The following is a 16,929-nucleotide window of genomic DNA, read 5'->3' as shown; positions in this document are numbered from 1 at the left end:
CCGGCCGCCGCGGCGGCGGCCATGTCGGCGCCGATGTCGCCGACCAGCACACAGCGGGTCGGCGTGGTCCCGAGCGCCCGGGCCGCGGCGTGCACCAGCCCGGGGGCCGGCTTGCGGCAGGCGCAGCGGTCCGGCTCGCCGTGCGGGCAGATCTGCCAGCTGTCGAAGGGCCCGAGCAGCTCCTCCACCCGCGCGTTGACCCGGCGCAGGTCGGCGGCCGTGAAGCAGCCCCGGGCCAGGCCGGACTGGTTGCTCACCACGGCCAGGCGCAGCCCGGCCGCCCGCAGCCGGTCCAGCGCCTCGCGGGCGCCGGGCAGCGGACGGACCTTCTCCGGGTCGCCGTTGTAGGGCACGTCCTCGACGAGCGTGCCGTCCCGGTCCAGCAGCACCGCGTCGTACAGGCCGGACGGGAACCGGTCAGCACCCGGGTCAACCCGGGCTGACCTGCACTGATCCCGCTCGTGGTCCCGTCGCACGGGCGGCGGGTTCCCGACCCCCCGGGGAGTAAACATCAACTTCGGCGGAGCCGCCTCCGCCGGTGCCGCACGGCCGGTCCGCACCCCGCTCCCGCCGGCCCGGTCCGGCGTTACCCGCCACCGGAGAGAAGCTAACCCGGCCGCCGTTAGCGGGGGTCGGGGCGGGGGTATGGGGTTGCGGTGGCGATTGTGGAGAAAGTGATCGACGCGCCTCCGCAGCGGATTTTCGACGTGCTGGCCGACGGGTGGACGTACAGCGACTGGGTGGTGGGCACGGTGCACGTCCGGCAGGTGGACGACACCTGGCCCCGGGTGGGCAGCCGGCTGCACCACAAGGCCGGTCCGTGGCCGTTCTCCCTCGAGGACACCTCGACGGTGCTGGAGTGCGACGCCCCGCACAGGTTCGTGGTACGGGCCGGGCTGTGGCCGGCCGGCGAGGCGATCGTGGTGTTCCGGCTGGAGCCGCTGGACGGCGACCGGACCCGGGTCACCGTCGGTGAGGACTTCGCCGCCGGTCCGCTGCGCTGGGTGCGGAACAAGCTCAACGACCTGGTGCTGCACCAGCGGAACAAGGAGACGTTGCGCCGGCTCTCCGACATCGCCACCCGGCAGAAGGTGGACCGGTGACCCAACGGGTGGTGATCACCGGGGCGAGTGCGGGCGTCGGGCGTGCGGTGGCCCGGGCGTACGCGGCGCGTGGCGCGCGGCTGGCCCTGCTGGCCCGGGGCGCGGCCGGGCTGGCCGCCGCCGAGCGGGACTGCCGCCGGCTCGGCGCCGCCGAGGTGCGCACCTGTCAGGGGCGCCGAGGGGGTGTTCACCGACCAGGCCCGCCGGCACTCGACGGCACTCTGGGTGAGCGCGCACAAGCCCGCCGTGTCCGCGCTGACGCTCGGCGGGCTGCTGGTGGCGGCAGGCGGGCTGGCCCGCCGGCTACGCTGACCCGCCCGCCCCGGCGGACGGTCCGGAATCCTCGGGCGGGCGTCTGTGCGGACCGCGCGGAGAGGACTGGCTACCCTCTCAGGTGAACCTGTCGGCCGACCGAGGATGTCCGTGATGATCGAACCCGTGCAGTTGCCCTCCCCGTGGCGCGACGCACGCCTGACCGTCGTCGTTCCGACCTACAACGAGGCGGGCAACCTCCCGACGGTGGTCGAGCGCCTCCTCGCGCTGCCGCTGCCGGCGTTGAAGGTGCTCGTCGCGGACGACAACTCCCCGGACGGCACCGGTGAGGTCGCGGACAAGCTGGCCATCGAGCACCCGGACCGGGTGATGGTGGTGCACCGCCCGGGCAAGGAGGGCCTCGGCCGGGCGTACGTGGACGGCATCGGGCGGGCGCTGGACGACGGCGCCGAGTACGTGGCGCAGATGGACGCCGACCTGTCGCACCCGCCGGAGGCGCTGCCCGGCATGCTCGGGGCGCTGCTCTCCACCCAGGCCGGCGTGGTCATCGGCTCGCGCTACGTGCCGGGCGGCGAGCTGGACGAGAACTGGCCGCTCTACCGTCGCGCGCTCAGCGGCTGGGCCAACCTGTACGTGCACACGCTGCTGCGGGTGCGGATCCGCGACCTGACCGCGGGGTTCAAGATCTGGCGGGCCGACGCGCTGCGCGACATCGGCCTGCAGCGGGTGCAGTCCAACGGCTACAGCTTCCAGGTGGAGATGCACTACCTGGCCACCAAGCTGGGGCACACGATCCTGGAGGTGCCGATCCGCTTCGAGGAGCGCCGCGAGGGCGCCTCGAAGATGACCACCGCCACCAAGATCGAGAGCGCTCTGATGCCGTTCAAGCTGCGCACCCGGCACCGCAACCTGGACACCTGACCCGCCGGCACCTTCCGCACGGACACTCGCCTCACGCTGCGTCATGATGACGCAGCGTGAGGCTTTGTCGTCGGGCCACCACAACCCCGAACCTTCGGGTCAGCGGTAGACGGTGCGGTGCGCGGCGCCGATCACGCCCGCGTACAGGTCGCCGGTGAGTAGGCGGTCGCGGGCCAGGGCGGCCCGGGCCGCGTTCGCGCCGGGCGCGCCGTGCACCCCGCCGCCGGGGTGCGCCGAGGCGCTGGCCAGGAAGAGCCGGTCCACCGGGGTGTCCGCGCGGCCCAGGCCGGGAATCGGCCGCAGGAAGAGCTGCTGGTACGCGGCCGCGGTGCCCCCGCCCAGCGCGCCACCGACCAGGCTCGGCTCGGCGGCCTCCAGGTCGGCCGGGCCGGCCACGTGCCGCCCGACGATCAGCGAGCGGAAGCCCGGTGCGGCCTCCTCCAGCACCTCCTCCATCCGCTCCACGTGCCCGGCGACCTCCTCGGCCCGCCAGTTCCGGCGGAACGGCAGGTGGGTGTACGACCAGAGCGACTCGGTGCCCGGTGGGGAGTGGCTCGGGTCGGCCACCGACATCTGCCCCAGCAGCAGGAAGGGGTCCCGGGGCAGCTCGCCGCGGGCCAGCGCCCCCGCGTACGCGGTGAGCCCGTCCAGGTCGGCGCCGAGGTGCACGGTGCCCGCGCCGGCCACCGCCCGGTTCTTCCACGGCACCGGCGCCGACAGCGCCCAGTCCACCTTGAGCGTGGAGCCGTCCCACTTGAAGTGCGCGAGGTCCTCGACCAGCCGGGGCGGCAGCGCCGCCGCACCGACCAGGTCCAGGTAGAGCGCCGGCGCGGGAACGTCGGCGAGCACCGCCCGGCGGGCCCGCCAGTCGGCGCCGCCGGCGGTGCGCACGCCCACGGCCCGACCCCGGGCGGTGAGCACCCGGTCGACCCGGGCTCCGTACTCGATGCGGCCGCCCCGCTCGACCAGCCGGGCCACCAGGGCGTCGGTGATCCGCTGCGCGCCGCCGACCGGCACCGGCCAGCCGACCTGCTGGCCGAGCATGGCGAGCAGCCAGCCGTACACGCCGGAACCGGCCTCCTCGGGCGACAGGTCGGTGTGGAGGGCGCAGCCGGCCAGCAGCGCCGGACCGCCCTCGCCGGCGAAGAGCTCGTCGCCGAGCTTGCGTACCGGCACCACGAGCCGGCGGGCCAGCCGCAGCGCGCCGGAGACCTTCAGCCGGCGCAGCAGGGTCAGCCCGCCGCGTACCGGCGGGAAGGGACTGGTGATCACGTCGAGCATCGGCTCGGCCACCTGGCACCAGTCCGCGTACGCGTGCCGCCAGCGGTCGCCGTCGCCGGGGGCGAACGCCTCCAGCGAGGCCGCGGTGACGTCGAGGTCCCGGTTGACCACGGCCGCGCGGCCGTCCGGAAGCAGGTGGGCCAGCACGTCCGGGGAGTTGGTCCAGGACAGCCCGTACCGCTCCAGGCCCAGGCCGCGCAGCACCGGCGAGGCGTACCCGAGCGGGTAGAAGGAGCTGTAGAGGTCACTGAGGTAGCCGGGGGCGGTCACCCCGGCGGAGCGCACCGCCCCGCCGGGCACCTGGGTGGCCTCCAGCACCAGCACGTCCCAGCCCGCGTCGGCCAGCAGGTTCGCGGCCACCAGCCCGTTGTGCCCGGCCCCGATGACAACGGCGTCCGCGGTGGAAATCATCCGAGCCGCCTACCCGGCCGGTTACCGGGCGAAACGCGTTTGCCTCGCCGGGGTCGGGGCATCCACTGCCGCATGTACACGGTTGCGCAGCTCATAGGTGGAGTCTGGGGTGCCGGTGGCGAGGGGGGCGAGCTGGTCGTACACGATCCGGCCGACGGCTCCCCGGTGACCACCGTGCCGGTGGCGACGGCGGACGAGGTGGCCAAGGCGGTCGAGGCGGCCCGCGGCGCGGCGGCGGAGTGGGCGGCGACGGCCCCGGCGGAACGGGCGGCGGCGCTGCACCGCGCGGCGGACGCGGTCGAGGCCGCCGCCGACGAGTTGGCGCAGGCCACCACGGCGGAGATGGGCAAGCCACTGGACGACGCGCGCGGTGGCGTGGCGGCAGGGATCGGCACGCTGCGACAGTACGCCGAACTCGGCCCGGTGCGGGGCGGGCGCACCCTGCACGGCGCCCCGTCCGCCCTGGACTTCATGACCCCCGAGCCGCGCGGCGTGGTCGCCGCGATCACCCCCTGGAACGACCCGGTGGCGGTCTCCTGCGGCCTGCTCGGCGCGGCCCTGGTCACCGGCAACGTGGTGCTGTACAAGCCGAGCGAGCGCACCCCGGCGACCGGCTGGCTGCTGGCCCGGGCCCTGGACCAGGCGCTGCCGGCCGGGGTGCTGTCGCTGCTCACCGGTGGCGCCGAGGTGGGCGCGGCGCTGGCCGGCCAGGACGTGGACGTGGTGGCCCACGTCGGCTCCACCGCCACCGGCCGGGCCATCGCCGCCGCCGGCGCCCGCACCGGCGCGAAGGTGCTGCTGGAGAACGGCGGCAGCGACCCCCTCGTGGTGGACGCGGGCGTGGATCCGGTCTGGGCGGCCGAGCAGGCGGCGCTGGGCTGCTTCGCCAACGCCGGGCAGATCTGCGTCGCGGTGGAGCGGATCTACGTGCACCGGGACGTGGCCGAGGACTTCGTCGACGCCCTCGTGGAGCGGGCCGAGGCGCTCACCGTGGGCCCGGGTCGGGACCCGGGGACCCAGCTCGGGCCGCTGGTCGACCGGCGGCACCGGGACCACGTGCACGGGCAGGTCACCGCGGCGGTGGCCGAGGGGGCGCGGGTGCGCACCGGGGGCGCCGTGCCGGACGGGCCGGGCGCCTTCTACCCGGCGACGGTGGTCAGCGACTGCCGGCACGAGATGGTGCTGGTCCGCGAGGAGACCTTCGGCCCGGTCGCCCCGGTGGTCGTGGTCGACTCGTTCAGCGAGGGCCTGCGCTGCGCGGCCGACTCCCCGTACGGGCTGGCCGCCACGGTGCTGACCGGCTCGATGAGCCACGCCCACCGGGCCTGGCGGGAGCTGCCCGTGGGCACCGTCAAGGTCAACGCGGTGTTCGGGGGCGCGCCGGGTGGCGCCGCGCAGCCGCGCCGCGGCAGCGGCCAGGGCTTCGGGTACGGCCCGGAGCTGCTCGACGAGTTCAGCGCGGTGAAGGCGGTGCACATCGAGGCCCCGGGCGGCGGCCACTGGTGAGCGGCACGACGGGAGCCCGGGACCTGCGCGGTCCCGGGCTCCCGTGTCGTCACGGGCCGGTCAGCGGCCGCCGCGCGCCTCGCGGGTGGCCTTGTCGTTCGCCTTCTCGATCGCCTTGACCAGTTCCGGCTTGGTCATCCGGGACCGGCCCGGCACGTCGAGCTTCTTGGCCACCTCCATGAGGTGCTCCTTCTTGGCGTTGGCGTCCACGCCAGCGGCCGTGGGGGCCCGCCGGGCGGGGCCGCCGCCGGCCGCCTGCCGGTCGCTCGGGCCCTTGCGTCCCTTCGGCTCCCAGTGGTCGCCGACCTTCTCGAACTCGTGCTTCACCGCGGCGAAGGCGGTGCGGTGCGCCCGCTCCCCCTCGCCGTACGTCTCGACCGCCGAGTCGTGCGTCTTCTCCCAGGTCCGCTGCGCCTTCGCCGGGGAGCGCCGCAGCGTGCTGGGCAGTACCTCGCGCCCGGGCATCTCGTCCTCCTCCGTCTGCGTGTGATCCTGTATCCGTTCCCGCCGCCCCGGATCGCAAACCGGCACCCGGTTTGTCGATTTCCCCCACCGGGTACCGGCGGGGCCACGTGCCGGAGGTGCGCCCGGTGCGCGGAGGAGGCGGTCATGGCGGCGACGACGGATGCGGCGGCCGGCGGCCGGCAGCGGGCCCGGATCCCCCGCCGGGTACGCCAGTTGAGCTGGGCGACCTGGCGCGGGGTGCTGGTCCGCAGCGGGCGCAACTTCGTCAAGGACAACTGCGCCGACTGGGCCGCCGCGCTCACCTACTACGGGGTGCTGGCGCTCTTCCCCTCGACCATCGTGGTGGTCGCCCTGGTCGGGCTGGTCTCCGACGGGCCGCGCACGGTGGACACCGTGATCGACCTGGCCCGGGAGATCGGCGCCGGTTCGGTGGTCGGCAACGACGCCTTCGGCACCGTGGTACGCAACGTGGTGGAACAGCAGGGCCCGGCGAAGGTGCTGCTGAGCTTCGGTCTGCTCGGCGCGCTCTGGTCGGCGTCCGGGTTCATCGGGGCGTTCACCCGGGCCTCCAACGCGATCTACGGCGTCGAGGAGGGGCGGCCGTTCTACCGGCTGCGGCCGGTGCAGATCGGGCTCGCCGGGGTGTCGCTGGTGCTGCTCGCCGTGGTGGCCGTGGGGCTGATCGTCAGCGGCCCGGTCACCGACTTCGTGGGCGACCGGCTGCACGCCGGCGGGCTGACCCGCACGGTGTGGACGGTGGCGAAGTGGCCGCTGCTGGCGCTGGTGGCGATGACCCTGCTGTCGCTGCTGTTCTGGATCGCCCCGAACGTCCGGCAGCCCCGGTTCCGCTGGCTCACCCCGGGTGGGGCGCTGGCCCTGCTGGCCTGGGTGCTCGCCTCCTTCGGCTTCGGCCTCTACGTGGCCAACTTCGGCTCGTACGACGTGACCTACGGCAGCCTGGGGGCGGTCATCGCCTTTCTGGTGTGGCTGTACCTGTCGAACTGCGCGCTCATGCTGGGCGTGCAGGTCAACGCGGAACTCCAGCGGGGGCGGATGATGCAGGCCGGCGTCGAGCACCCGGACGAGCCGGTTCTGGCGCCCCGCGCGACGCCGGATTCCTGACCGGCTTGGCCCGGTTCGGGGTGGATGACCGGATCGGCGGGCCGCCGTCGGTTTACCGGCGGCCCCCTCGGGCATGTCTGTCGGCATGGAACGAGTCAGCAGCAAGCACTCGCCCAGGGTTGACGAGAACATGAGCCAGGAGGTCAGCGGCCTGGTCCAGGGGCCGGGGGCCGGTGGCTCCCGCGTCGAGGAGTACCGCCAGCCGGAGCCGGCGGGCGAGGACCAGCCGGAGCCGAAGACGCTCACGGCCGGCGCCAGCCGCGGCGGCAACCCGCAGGGAATGAGCATGGACGACGTCGAGGCGCGCAGTCGGCTCGGCCGGTTCATCACCATGACCGCCCTGCCCGGCGACCGCGACACGCTGGTGGCCAACGCGCGGGAGAACCAGGCGCCCGCCGACATCATCGCCGCCCTGGAGGGACTGCCGGAGGGCACCCGCTACCAGACGGTTTCCGAGGTGTGGGCCGCGCTCGGGCACAAGAACGAGACGACGCGCTGGTGAGCGGACCGGCCCACGGTCCGCGAACAGACACCGGCGGGACAGGAGGAACACTGATGAGCGGCGTTATGGAACACGTGGACGTGTCCGTCCCGATCCGCACCGCGTACGACCAGTGGACGCAGTTCGAGGAGTTTCCGCACTTCATGGAGGGTGTCCAGGAGGTCCGGCAGCTCTCCGACACGATGACCCACTGGACGGTGGAGATCGCCGGCGTGAAGCGCGAGTTCGACGCCGAGATCACCGAGCAGTTGCCGGACGAGCGGGTGGCCTGGCACTCCACCGGGGGCACCCAGCAGGCCGGCGTGGTGACCTTCCACCGCCTGGACGAGGGGAACACCCGGGTCACCCTGCAGATGGAGTTCGAGCCGCACGGAGTGGTCGAGAAGGCCGGCGACAAGCTGGGCGTGGTGGACCGCCGGACCAAGGGCGACCTGGCGCGGTTCAAGCAGTACATCGAGCGGCGCGGTCAGGAGACCGGCGCCTGGCGCGGCAAGGTCGACCGGCCGACCCCCTGACGTCGCCGCCCCCCGGTACGCGAACCCCGATGGCCGCCGGCGCTCCGGCGGCCATCGCCGCGTCCGGGGCCGTTTGCGATCATCCGGCCCGGGTACCGCAGGGGAATGACCGACAACGACAGCCACGTGTGGCGCGACGAGGAACGCACTCCCCTGCACGAGCTGGACAAGGCGATCGCCCGGTCGACCCTCGACGGGCAGGCCGACGACGCCACCGGCAACGACGCCGGCGAGGAGGCCGCGTTCGGCCACGGGCCGGAGGCGGTGGACCGGGGCGCCGGCCCGGAGGCCGAGCGGCGGGAGATGACCGACGCGGACCGGGCGTACCGGCCGTCCACGACCGGCCGGACCGGCCCGGACAGCATGTGAGCCCGTCCCCCGGGCCGGTGCGGGCGCGGCCCGGGGCGCGGAGGTCGGTCAGGACGCCGGGCGGGCGCGGCGGTCGCCGACGGCGTACAGGGCGATGAGGGTGACCGCGAGCACCACCAGCGTCGGGCCGAGCGCGGCCACCGACACCCGGGCCAGCAGCACCCCGACCGCGGCGGGCACCAGGGCGGCGCCCAGGCCGGCCGCGCCGATCTGCAGGCCGATGGTCCGGTCCGCGTGGTCGCGGCCCACCCGTTCCGCCGTGGTCAGGGTGAGCAGCGGGAAGACCGGCGCCGCCGCGAAGCCCACCACCAGCAGGCCGGCCACGGTCACCCAGCCCGGTGCGGGCAGCGCGATCAGGACCGCTCCCCCGGCCATGCCGAGCAGGCTGCCGCGCAGCACTCGGGCAGTGCCGAGTCGCTCCGCGACCACTCCCTGCACCACCCGTCCCACGAACAGGCTGCCCCAGTAGCCGGAGACGCAGAGCCCGGCGACCGCCGCGGCGAGCCCTCGCCCCTCGGTGAGCAGCAGGAACGCCCAGAGCCCGGTGGACACCTCGATCGCCACGTAGATGGCGAACGCGGCCCCGCCGAGCCAGACGGCCGGCAGCCGCAAGGTCGCGCCGATGGAGTTCCGGCGCGCGGCCCCGGCGGGCTTGCCGGGCACCACCTGCGGGGCGATCGGGTCGGGCGGCCGGGTCGCGCCGGCCGGCGGGCCGCCACGCCAGAGCCGCACGGTGAGCGCGAACGCGGTGGCCAGGGCGAGCTGGGCGGCGGCCACCACGGCGTACCCCCAGCGCCAGCTCAGGCCGGCGCCGAGCACCGCGGTCATGATCAGCGGACCGATCGCCACGCCCAGGCCGAAGAACGCGTGCATCCAGTTCATGTGCCGGGGGCCGAAGGCGGCGGCCGCGTACGCGTTGAGCCCCGCGTCGATCGCCCCGGAGCCGAGCCCGAGCACCAGCGCGAAGCCCACCATGACGGCGAGCGCGGGGGTGCTCGCGTAGCCGGTGAGGGCGACGCCGGCCAGCAGGGTGCTGCCGGCGAGCAGCCAGCCGACGCCGAGCCGGGCCAGGGTGAACCCGGCGAGCACGCTGGAGGTCAGGTAGGCCACGGTGCCCGCCGTGAGGACCACCCCGACCGCCTCGGTCGGCACGTCCAGGTCCCGCCGGATGGAGGGCCAGCCGACCCCGATGAGGCCGTCGGGCAGGCCGAGGCTGACGAAGGCGAGGTAGGCCAGGAGCAGCAGGGCGGGGCGGGGCGGAGCGGGGGCGCGGGACACGAGGACCCATCTTGCCCAGCCCGCGCCCGGGGCGGTTGGCCGGGCGGTCCGCCGGTGCGGGCCGCGCTCAGCCGAAACGACAAAAAGTGCGATACGGACGGTCGAGAAAACGGACAGCCCATCTAGAATCGGCCGAACGGCTGACGGCGATGCCCCTGTCCCGCGCAAGACTTTCGGGATGCAACAGGGCTCCGGTTTCCTCTCCCAGCGTCAGCGCCGCCTGGCGTGGCTCGGCTTCCTGCTCGCCGCGATCCAGGCGCCCGTCGCCGCCAAGCTGGTCGACGACAGCTCCTGGCTGTTCAGCCTCGTGGTGGCGCTCATGGTGGCGACCGTGATCATCGCCGACGACGGCGTACGCCGCCAGCCGGCCCAGGCCCGCTCCTCCGACTGATCAGTCCTCGGCCGGACGCGCCTCGTGCCCCGGCCGTCCCGGGCTGCGACGGCGTTCCTTCATCTCCGCCTCGTAGAGGTGCCGCCGGCCGTCCACCAGCTCGTCGCGGGCCTGCCGGTCCAGCTCCCGGAAGAGCGCGTAGTACCCGTCGTCGAAGTCCTCGACGATCTGGAAGGTCCAGCGGCCCGCGATGACGTTGCGGCCGAGCAGTTCCCCCTCGATCCGCTCGGCGAGCTGCGGGTGCCCGGCGGAGCGGAACAGCGCCACGGCGTCGTCGAGCATCAGGTCGGCGTGCCCGATCAGCTGGTGCAGCGAGTAGAGGTGCCCGCGCGCCCGCTCGACGCACTCCAGGGCCTCGCTGAGCTTGCCCAGGGCCTCGACCGTGGCGTCAGTCACGCCGGCCGGCCGGCGGTGTGCCCGGTCCGGTCCGTCCGCCTGCTGTCCCATTCCGTTCCTCCGCGGGGTCGGCTGCGCGGTCTGCGCGGTTTCCCTTCTGCCCCCGGACGCACGGCTCAATCCCCCTGGGCGGGGGCCGGCATCAGCCGGACGACCCGGCCATCGGCCGGTCGGCCGAGGTTGCCCCGCTCGCGGCGCGGCTAGCCTCGGTCACCATGCGTGTGCCGAACAACCGGGTGGCGACCCGTTCCGCGGCGGTGGCCGCGAGGTCCAGTCTCACCACGCTCACCGCCGTCGTCGGCACCGCCGGTCTCGCCGCGGCCGCCGCCAACCCCGGCCTGCTCGCCGCGGTCGACCAGCACGCCGCCGCCGTCCGCGACAGCCTGCACGGCGACCGCCGCCCGCTGACCGTGGCGGCGCTCGCCGGGTACGCCGAGGGGATGCGGGACGCGGCGCGGGAGCAGCACGGCTGGCAGCCGCCGGTCGAGCCCATCGACTGGTCTGAGCCGGACTGGCTGCTCACCCGCCTGCTCGCGGTCTGCCTGCTGACCCGCGCGCTGGACCCCCGCGACCTGGCCTGAGACACGGCGGAGGGTGCCCGCGATCGCCCCGCGGACACCCTCGTCGCCCCGTTCCTCCTCAGCCGTTCGGCCGGCGGAACTGCTGGGTCTCGTCACCCGTGCTGCCGGATTGGTACGTGCCCTGCGCGCCGGACATCGACGACTGCGGCATGGCCGGGCTGGGCTGGCCGCCCCGATCGGCCATCTGCCGCTCGTAGTCGCTGCGACCGGCGCCCTGCGCCTGGCGCTGCTCCTTGAACGCCCGGGACTCCTCGGCGACCCGGTTGAGCCACCCGTCCCAGCGGGCCTGCATCGGCTTGATCAGACCACCGCCCACACCGACCACCAGGATCCCGGCGATCGTGCCGAGGAACGCGATGAGCACCGGTGTGGTGACCGTGGTGGCGATGCCCACCTGGTTCAGCGCGGCGATCACGCCGAGCGCCAGGATGAAGACCGCCGCCACGTCGGCCAGCACGCGGCCGTACGAGAGCCCGCCGAGCGCACCCGAGACCAGCTCCCGCACCGCGTTGGCGATGGCCGCGGCGATGACCACGATGACGATCGCCACGAAGGCCCGTGGCAGCCACGAGACGACGCCACGGATCAGGTCACTGATCGCGTTGGGTCCCCACACCCCGAAGGCGAACTGCAGGGTGAACAGCAGGACCGCGTAGTAGGCCAACTTGGCCAGGATGTCGCTTGCGTCGTACCTGGTGCGTTCGAGCGCGCGTTTGACGCCGCCACGTTCGACGGCGCGGTCGAACCCCACCCGTTCCAGTGCCGCGTCCACGATTTTGAGGACGGCTCGGGCGATGAGCCAACCCACCACGAGGATCGCGATGAACGCGATGGCCCTCGGGATGAAGAGCAGCACCGACCTCCAGAAATCGGTCAGGGCGTCACCGATGTCGGCCTGCCCGACCGCGAGGGTTTTCGGCATGTTGTCCCTCCTGTCGCGTGAACTGCGCCGCCCGCATACCCGGTGGTTTCGGCAGCACGCCGAGCCGACCCGGGGCAATTTCCCGACATGCCCGTCCGAACCGGCCCTGACCTGCCCTAACAGCCGTGCCGATGCCGGCCGCCGGCCGACGCGGGCGCGTGATCGAAACCTGACCGCCAGGCTCCGGTTAGGCTGCGGTCATGCCAGGCACCGTCGGGCGGGTCCCCTCGCCATCAGCCCCCACCCCGGGAGCGCCCGCCGGACCGGACGCCACCGGGTCCGCGGCCGCCGCCGTCCTGGCCCACCCGTGGGCGGACACGGCGCTCGGCGCGCCCGCGGGCTGGGACCCGGCGGTCCGCGCCGTGGTCGACCTGGTGCTGGCCTCGCCGGTGCCGATGGCCCTGCTCTACGGCGAGGACCTGGTCCTGCTCTACAACGACGGGTACGCGGAGCTGATCGGCGAACGGCACCCGGCCGCACTCGGCCGGCCGGCGGCCGAGGTGTTCGCCGACCTCTGGCACGACCCCGCCGCTGGCGAGGTGGTCACCCGGGTCTACCGGCGGGGCGAGCCCTACCTGGAGCGGGAGGCGGTGCTGCCGGTCGACCGGCACCGGGCCGGTCCCGCCGAGCCGGCGGTGTTCACCCGCGGCTACTCCCCCGTCCGCGACTCCACCGGCCGGATCATCGGCGTGCTCACCGTGGCCGCCCAGACCACCCAGGTCACCCAGCAGTTGCAGAGCCTCAGCGACTTCGCGGCCGCGCTCTCCGGCACCCTCACCCTGGACGACGTCGCCCGGGTCACGCTGCGGTACTGCCTGCACTCCTTCGACGCCGACCGGGTCTCGTTCGTGGTCGACGAGGGCTCCGCCTGGCGGATGGTCCGCCGGGTCCGGGGTGAACTGCTGGACGAGGCCGACGAGCGGCTGCCCCCGCTGTGGCGGCGGATGCCCGCCGACTCGGCGATCCCGATCGTGGTGACCGCGCGCAGCGGCGTGCCGTCCTTCGTCGCCGACGGCCAACCGCTGCGGGACACCGCGGCCGACCGGCACGACCAGAAGATCCGGGCGCTCGCCTCGCTGCCGCTGCGCTCGACGGTGATCCGCGGCGCGCTGACCGTCGGCTACCAGGCCGCGCACCCCTGGTCGCCCGCGGAACGGGCGTTGCTCGCCGCCTCGGCGGAGCTGGTCGGCCAGGCCGCCGAGCGGGCCCGCCGCTTCGAGACCCAGCACGGCACCGCCCAGCTGCTGCAACGCAGCATGCTCCCGGAGCAGCTGCCCGACCTGCCCCGGCTGCGGATCGCCGCCCGGTACGACCCCGGCGTCGACGGCAACGCCGCCGGCGGCGACTTCTACGACGCGTTCGTGCTACCCACCGGCGCGCTCGGCGTGGTGCTCGGCGACGTGGCCGGGCACGACGTGCAGGCCGCCGCCCGGATGGGCCAGGTACGCGCCGCGCTGCGCGCGCTGGCCCTCTCCGACCCCCGGCCGGACGCGGTGCTCGGCGGCCTGGACCGGCTGGTGGCCAGCCTGGGCACCGAGGGCGGCACCCACGAGCTCTTCGTGACCGTGGTGTTCGGGGTGATCGAGGCCGACCGGGAGCGGATCACCCTGGCCAGCGCCGGACACCCCGCGCCACTGATCCGGCGGTGCCCGGCCGATGGCCAGCCGGTCGCCGAGTACGTCGAGGTGCCGCCCGCGCCGCCGCTGGGCCTGGGCTGCCGGCCGCGGACGGTCACCGTGCCGTTCCGCCCCGGCGACACCCTGCTGCTGTTCAGCGACGGGGTGGTGGAGCGGCGCTGGCAGGATCTGGGCGCCGGGCTGGCGGGCCTGGGCGCGGCGGTGACCGCCGCGACCAGCGGCGACCCGCGGGCGCTCTGCGCGGTGGCGAGCGCTGCCGTGCCGGGCGCCACCGAGGACGACGTGGCCGTCCTGGCCGTCGAGCACGCGGTCAAGCCGAGCCGGTCGGCCAGCATGGAGGTGCCGGCCGAGCCGACCGCGCCGAGCCGGGTCCGGCACTGGCTGACCGCCCAGCTCACCGACTGGCGGGTGCCCGAGGCGGTGGTCGGCGCGGCGGTGCTCTGCACCAGCGAGCTGACCACCAACGCCCTGCTGCACGCCGGCACCGCCGCCCGGGTGGAGATTGACCTGAGCGCGGAGCGGCTGCTGGTCTCGGTCGCCGACTCCGGCACCCGCGGGCAGGTGACCCGGACACAGACCGACACGCTGAGCAGCCGCGGGCGCGGGCTGGGGCTGATCGAGGAGCTGAGCGACGCCTGGGGCACCGACCCGACGGTGCGTGGCTCGACGGTCTGGTTCGAAATCCTCATCCCCGCCGGGTGAGTCGCGCGTCGGCGCGGACCCGGGCGGGTAGAAGGGGAGCCATGCCTGACGACAACCGCTGCGGTGTCCTCTTCGACGTGGACGGCACCCTGGTCGACACCACGTACCTGCACACGGTGAGCTGGTGGGAGGCGCTCCGCCAGGGTGACCACCGGGTGCCGATGGCGCGGATCCACCGGGCCATCGGGATGGGTTCGGACAAGCTCCTCGACCACCTGCTCGGCGCGGAGCGGGACCGGGACGCGGACGGCAAGCTGCGGGACACGCACGACGCGCTGTACGCCGAGTACTGGGAGCGGCTGGCGCCGCTGCCCCGGGCCGTGGACCTGCTGCGCGCCTGCGCCGCCCGGGGGCTGCGGGTGGTGCTGGCCACCTCGGCGGCCGAGCACGAGGTGGCCGCCCTGCGGGCCGCCCTCGACGCGGACGACGTGATCGACACGGTGACCTCCTCGGCGGACGCGGCGGAGAGCAAGCCGGCGCCGGACATCCTGGAGGCGGCGCTGGCCCAGTCGGGACTGACCGCCGAGCGGGTGGTGTTCGTCGGCGACTCGGTCTGGGACGTGGCCGCCGCCGGCAAGCTGAACGTTCCCTGCATCGGCCTCACCTGCGGCGGCACCAGCCGCGGCGAGCTGGCCGGCTCGGGCGCGGTGGCGGTCTACGACGACCCGGCCGCCCTGCTGGACGGTCTCGCCGACAGCGCGATCGCCGCGCTCACCGATCCGACGAGATCGGTTCGCGCCCCGCGCCGGGCCGGCGAGACGGTGATCGGTCCCACCGGGGAGAAGACAGACACCGAGGCATAGTCCCCTCCTCCACGGGGCACTGGTGACCACCTGCCCGCACCGTGGGCGGCGGAGGGGTGGTGCCGTGGAACCGGTCGATGTCGCGTTCGCCCTGGTGGGCATCGGTGCCCTGCTGGCGGGGATCCTGCCCCGGGTGCTGGAGCGCCGGCCGCTGTCGATGCCGATCGCGTTCCTCAGCCTCGGCATGCTGGTCTTCCTGCTGCCCACCGGGCTGCCGACCCCGGACCCGTTGCGCTGGCCGGAGCTGACCACCCACCTCACCGAGGTCGGCGTGATCGTCGCGCTGATGGGCGCCGGCCTCAAGATCGACCGGCCGTTGAGCTGGGCGCGCTGGTCGTCGACCTGGCGGCTGCTGGCCGTCGCCATGCCGCTGTGCATCGCCGCGGTGGCGCTGCTCGGCTGGTGGTGGGCCGGCCTGGTGCCGGCCGCGGCGCTGCTGCTGGGCGCCGCGCTCGCCCCGACCGACCCGGTGCTCGCCTCGGACGTGCAGGTGGGCGAGCCGACCGACGTGGAGGACTCGGAGGACGAGGTGCGCTTCGCGCTCACCTCGGAGGCCGGGCTGAACGACGGCCTGGCCTTCCCCTTCGTGTACGCGGCCATCGCGATCGCCACCACCAGCCTCGCCCCGGCGGACTGGCTGGCCCACTGGCTCGCCGTCGACGTGCTCTACAAGCTGGCCGTCGGGGTGGGCGGCGGGCTGCTCGTCGGCTGGCTGCTCGGCAAGCTGTTCTTCCGGGCCCCGAGCGAGCTGCGGCTGGCCCGGCACGCCGAGGGCTTCCTGGCCCTCGCCGCGACCTTCCTGGCGTACGGGCTGGTCGAGGTGGTCGGCGGGTACGGCTTCCTGGCCGTGTTCGTGGCCGCCCGGGCGATCCGGGCCGCGGAGCGCACCCACGAGTTCCACTCCGTGCTGCACGACTTCGCCGAGCAGGTCGAGCGGCTGCTCACCGTGCTGTTGCTGCTGCTCCTCGGCGGTGCGGTGATCGGCGGCATGCTGGCCCCGCTGACCTGGCCGGCGGCCCTGGTCGGGCTGGCCCTGGTCCTCGTGATCCGGCCGCTGGCGGGCTGGCTGTCGCTGCGCGGCGCGCCCGGCCGGCCGGCCGAGCACTGGGTGATCTCGCTGTTCGGCATCCGCGGCGTCGGCTCGTTCTACTACCTGGCGTACGCCACCAGCAGGACGGACTTCCCGCAGGCCGAGCTGCTCTGGGCCACGGTCGGCCTGGTGGTGGTGGTCTCGGTGGTGGTGCACGGGATCGCCGCCACCCCGGTCATGCAGTTGCTGGACCGCGCGGGCGAGCGGACCCGGGACGCCTCAGAGCGGGGCCGGGCGGACGAACCCGCCCTGGGCGGCGTCCGGGGCTGACCGCGGCACGGGCACCCGGGCGGCCGGCAGCTCCAGGCGCAGCCGCACGGTGGTCACCCCGGCGGCGACGTGCACGTCCACCAGGTCGCAGAGCCGGTGCACCAGCAGCAGCCCCCGGCCGCGCACGCTGCCCACCGGCGGCGGGATCCGGCCGGCCAGCGGGTCGGCCAGCTCACCCGGGCCGCTCACCTCGCAGACCAGTTCGCCGGCGACGGCCCAGCACCGCGCGACCGCCGGTCCGGTGCCGTGGCTGAGCGCGTTGGAGGCCAGCTCCGTGACGGCGATCCGCAGGTCGTCGACCCGTTCCGCGGCGAGGCCGGCGGCCTCGGCGACGGCGGCGACCGCCGCGCGCAGCGCCCCGAGCCGGTCGGGCCGCACCGGTTCGGTGTGC

Annotated in this window: 20 protein-coding genes and 1 pseudogene; 14 read left to right on the top strand and 7 right to left on the bottom strand. The window is 74.8% G+C overall.

Annotated features, from left to right (window positions below):
* Nucleotides 1-401 (bottom strand): HAD-IIIA family hydrolase (locus B0E53_RS19935; RefSeq protein WP_246835502.1); only part of this gene is annotated, 401 nt, incomplete at its 3' end.
* 264 nt (nucleotides 402-665) lie between these two features.
* Between B0E53_RS19935 and B0E53_RS19930 the strand changes: the two genes are divergently transcribed.
* From B0E53_RS19930 to B0E53_RS19920, 4 genes and pseudogenes are all read left to right on the top strand, one after another.
* On the top strand, nucleotides 666-1,103 hold the full coding sequence (locus tag B0E53_RS19930) for an SRPBCC family protein (protein WP_348639668.1): 438 nt from the start codon (nucleotides 666-668) through the stop codon (nucleotides 1,101-1,103).
* Nucleotides 1,100-1,249 (top strand): annotated as a pseudogene (locus B0E53_RS40160) (SDR family NAD(P)-dependent oxidoreductase); the annotation flags it as partial. The gene B0E53_RS19930 and the pseudogene B0E53_RS40160, both read left to right, overlap by 4 nt.
* A gap of 37 nt (nucleotides 1,250-1,286) precedes the next feature.
* Nucleotides 1,287-1,415 (top strand): hypothetical protein, encoded by a 129-nt coding sequence (locus tag B0E53_RS40155; RefSeq protein WP_281492878.1) that lies wholly within the window; start codon nucleotides 1,287-1,289, stop codon nucleotides 1,413-1,415.
* Nucleotides 1,416-1,529: 114 nt separating this feature from the next.
* Nucleotides 1,530-2,297, top strand: coding sequence for a polyprenol monophosphomannose synthase (locus tag B0E53_RS19920; protein ID WP_107077454.1), 768 nt, complete (start codon nucleotides 1,530-1,532; stop codon nucleotides 2,295-2,297).
* A gap of 99 nt (nucleotides 2,298-2,396) precedes the next feature.
* On the opposite strand, the gene B0E53_RS19915 is transcribed toward B0E53_RS19920, so the two are convergent.
* Entirely contained in the window at nucleotides 2,397-3,989 is a 1,593-nt protein-coding gene (locus B0E53_RS19915) for an NAD(P)/FAD-dependent oxidoreductase (protein WP_107077453.1), read from the bottom strand.
* Nucleotides 3,990-4,061: 72 nt separating this feature from the next.
* Between B0E53_RS19915 and B0E53_RS19910 the strand changes: the two genes are divergently transcribed.
* A complete protein-coding gene (locus tag B0E53_RS19910) occupies nucleotides 4,062-5,495 on the top strand; it encodes an aldehyde dehydrogenase family protein (protein WP_107077452.1) in 1,434 nt (477 codons plus the stop codon).
* A gap of 60 nt (nucleotides 5,496-5,555) precedes the next feature.
* On the opposite strand, the gene B0E53_RS19905 is transcribed toward B0E53_RS19910, so the two are convergent.
* Nucleotides 5,556-5,960 (bottom strand): ChaB family protein, encoded by a 405-nt coding sequence (locus B0E53_RS19905; RefSeq protein ID WP_091310160.1) that lies wholly within the window; start codon nucleotides 5,958-5,960, stop codon nucleotides 5,556-5,558.
* 144 nt (nucleotides 5,961-6,104) lie between these two features.
* Here B0E53_RS19905 and B0E53_RS19900 point away from each other — a divergent pair, with 144 nt between their 5' ends.
* The 4 genes from B0E53_RS19900 (at nucleotide 6,105) to B0E53_RS19885 (ending at nucleotide 8,468) form a co-directional block, all read left to right on the top strand.
* A complete protein-coding gene (locus tag B0E53_RS19900; RefSeq protein WP_107077451.1) occupies nucleotides 6,105-7,082 on the top strand; it encodes a YihY/virulence factor BrkB family protein in 978 nt (325 codons plus the stop codon).
* Between the two features lie 85 nt (nucleotides 7,083-7,167).
* Complete coding sequence (locus tag B0E53_RS19895; protein WP_107077450.1) at nucleotides 7,168-7,584, top strand: DUF2795 domain-containing protein; 417 nt, start codon at nucleotides 7,168-7,170, stop codon at nucleotides 7,582-7,584.
* Nucleotides 7,585-7,637: 53 nt separating this feature from the next.
* Nucleotides 7,638-8,099: an SRPBCC family protein gene (locus B0E53_RS19890; protein ID WP_107077449.1), complete on the top strand. Its 462-nt coding sequence runs from the start codon at nucleotides 7,638-7,640 to the stop codon at nucleotides 8,097-8,099.
* A 105-nt stretch (nucleotides 8,100-8,204) separates the two neighbouring features.
* Entirely contained in the window at nucleotides 8,205-8,468 is a 264-nt protein-coding gene (locus tag B0E53_RS19885; protein WP_107077448.1) for a hypothetical protein, read from the top strand.
* A gap of 48 nt (nucleotides 8,469-8,516) precedes the next feature.
* Here the strand turns inward: B0E53_RS19885 and B0E53_RS19880 are convergent, their stop codons facing one another.
* Entirely contained in the window at nucleotides 8,517-9,746 is a 1,230-nt protein-coding gene (locus B0E53_RS19880) for an MFS transporter (protein ID WP_246835500.1), read from the bottom strand.
* Between the two features lie 178 nt (nucleotides 9,747-9,924).
* On the opposite strand from B0E53_RS19880, the gene B0E53_RS19875 reads away from it, so the two are divergent.
* Nucleotides 9,925-10,137, top strand: a complete 213-nt coding sequence (locus tag B0E53_RS19875) for a hypothetical protein (protein WP_107077446.1) — start codon at nucleotides 9,925-9,927, stop codon at nucleotides 10,135-10,137.
* Here B0E53_RS19875 and B0E53_RS19870 read toward each other — a convergent pair whose 3' ends face one another.
* Nucleotides 10,138-10,584 (bottom strand): hypothetical protein, encoded by a 447-nt coding sequence (locus B0E53_RS19870; protein WP_107077445.1) that lies wholly within the window; start codon nucleotides 10,582-10,584, stop codon nucleotides 10,138-10,140. It abuts the gene before it with no gap.
* Nucleotides 10,585-10,748: 164 nt separating this feature from the next.
* Between B0E53_RS19870 and B0E53_RS19865 the strand changes: the two genes are divergently transcribed.
* Entirely contained in the window at nucleotides 10,749-11,114 is a 366-nt protein-coding gene (locus B0E53_RS19865; RefSeq protein ID WP_107077444.1) for a DUF6401 family natural product biosynthesis protein, read from the top strand.
* 58 nt (nucleotides 11,115-11,172) lie between these two features.
* Here B0E53_RS19865 and B0E53_RS19860 read toward each other — a convergent pair whose 3' ends face one another.
* Nucleotides 11,173-12,036, bottom strand: a complete 864-nt coding sequence (locus B0E53_RS19860; RefSeq protein ID WP_107077443.1) for a hypothetical protein — start codon at nucleotides 12,034-12,036, stop codon at nucleotides 11,173-11,175.
* Between the two features lie 200 nt (nucleotides 12,037-12,236).
* Here B0E53_RS19860 and B0E53_RS19855 point away from each other — a divergent pair, with 200 nt between their 5' ends.
* The 3 genes from B0E53_RS19855 (at nucleotide 12,237) to B0E53_RS19845 (ending at nucleotide 16,538) form a co-directional block, all read left to right on the top strand.
* On the top strand, nucleotides 12,237-14,375 hold the full coding sequence (locus tag B0E53_RS19855; protein ID WP_107077442.1) for a SpoIIE family protein phosphatase: 2,139 nt from the start codon (nucleotides 12,237-12,239) through the stop codon (nucleotides 14,373-14,375).
* A gap of 41 nt (nucleotides 14,376-14,416) precedes the next feature.
* Nucleotides 14,417-15,178, top strand: coding sequence for an HAD family hydrolase (locus B0E53_RS19850; RefSeq protein ID WP_107077441.1), 762 nt, complete (start codon nucleotides 14,417-14,419; stop codon nucleotides 15,176-15,178).
* 64 nt (nucleotides 15,179-15,242) lie between these two features.
* On the top strand, nucleotides 15,243-16,538 hold the full coding sequence (locus B0E53_RS19845; protein WP_107077440.1) for a cation:proton antiporter: 1,296 nt from the start codon (nucleotides 15,243-15,245) through the stop codon (nucleotides 16,536-16,538).
* On the opposite strand, the gene B0E53_RS19840 is transcribed toward B0E53_RS19845, so the two are convergent.
* The coding region (locus tag B0E53_RS19840) for an ATP-binding protein (RefSeq protein WP_146167712.1) at nucleotides 16,488-16,929 on the bottom strand (442 nt) is incomplete at its 5' end. The genes B0E53_RS19845 and B0E53_RS19840 overlap by 51 nt on opposite strands.

This window comes from Micromonospora sp. MH33 (assembly GCF_003013775.1).
GTDB classification, from domain to species: domain Bacteria; phylum Actinomycetota; class Actinomycetes; order Mycobacteriales; family Micromonosporaceae; genus Micromonospora; species Micromonospora fulviviridis.
This window is presented reverse-complemented; position numbering and strand designations above follow the sequence as displayed.